Origin of the sequence: uncultured Campylobacter sp. (assembly GCF_938031315.1) — a bacterium.
Lineage (GTDB): Bacteria > Campylobacterota > Campylobacteria > Campylobacterales > Campylobacteraceae > Campylobacter_B.
The window spans coordinates 1-1228 of record NZ_CALHHT010000453.1 but is presented as its reverse complement, the minus strand read 5'-3'; the positions used below and the strand labels follow the sequence as shown (position 1 = coordinate 1228).

Genomic DNA, 1228 nt, shown 5'->3' with positions numbered 1-1228 from the left:
TTTGCGCGGCTAAATTTAAATCATCGAGTAAGCTCGGGCGTTAATATGGCGATGCTGCAGCGCTTTATGAGCGCGGATGAGCGAGAGCGGCGAGAGTTTAAAAGGTGGCTGATAGATGGATTATAAAAACGAATTTGAAGGTATCGTTAAGGCGGTAAAAAGCGAGATGCAGGCGCAAAAAAACGCGCAAAAACTCGCTTTACAAGGCGAGGAGAGCTTTGCGCAAGACTCAGGCGCGGATAGTTTGGAAAATTTACAAAGCTCCGCTGCGCAGGATGGCGATTATTCAAGCGGCAATGATTCTTTAAATTTTACTTCGTCGCGCGATGATAAAGACGCGCTAGACGGGCAAAATTTTAACTCGCAAGACGCGCAGAGCGAGCATTTACGCGGCTCGGGCGATAAATTTTTACGTGCCGCGGGCGGCAGCGCAGATGACGGGCGCTTGGACGCAGGCGACGCGGCTGGCGGAAATTTTAAGACATATGCCGATGCCGCGAGCGAAATTTACGACCGTTTAGGCAGTGAGATCGACGCGCAGGATTTTGTGCATGATCTGCCTTTAAATTTTATCAAAAGCTCGCCCTTAAATTCTAGCTTCGATTCCAAGCAAGAAGAGATTTCCGCGCAAAATTTCGCGGGATTTAAGGAGCTTGGCGAATCGGGATATGAAAGCTTCGATGATGATTTTAAGGAATTCGGCGAGATGCGAAGCTCTAAAAACTATAACGCGCAGGATTTTAAATTTAGTGCCCCGGACGCTTTTCCAAGCGCGCGAGATTCCGCTTCCGCGCGAAATTTCAGCACCTCTAAAAACGCTACCGACGATTCTAAAACCGAAAATAAAATTTCAAGCGAGGCTGAGTTTTTAAACGCGCTAAAAGAGCGCATTTTGGTGCTTTTTGAGGGGCTGAACGCTTTTGATCAGGGCGATATCGAGGCGCGCGTGGAGCTAAATTTAAAATTTATGGAATTTTTACTTGCGAGTATCGACGACAGACTTGAGCATCTATCAAAACGATGATTTTAGGGCGCTTCTAAACTATCTTAACCGCTTTAGCTCGCGCATCTATTTGGTGGGCGGCTTCGTGCGCGATCTGTTTTTAGGCGGCATTAGCGGCGAAAGCGCGGATCTGGATATCGAGCTTTACGACGTTAGCCCGCAAAAATTCGACGAAATCATGCGGAGCTTCGGCGCACAGGGCGTCGGCAAAAGCTACTTCGTCTA

At 48.0% G+C, this 1228-nt stretch carries 1 protein-coding gene and 1 pseudogene; both read left to right on the top strand.

The features are described from left to right. Positions 1–115: 115 nt before the first annotated feature. Positions 116–1024: a hypothetical protein gene (locus Q0236_RS11355; RefSeq protein ID WP_297918057.1), complete on the top strand. Its 909-nt coding sequence runs from the start codon at positions 116–118 to the stop codon at positions 1022–1024. Then, positions 1002–1228 (top strand): annotated as a pseudogene (locus tag Q0236_RS11350) (CCA tRNA nucleotidyltransferase); the annotation flags it as partial. The gene Q0236_RS11355 and the pseudogene Q0236_RS11350, both read left to right, overlap by 23 nt.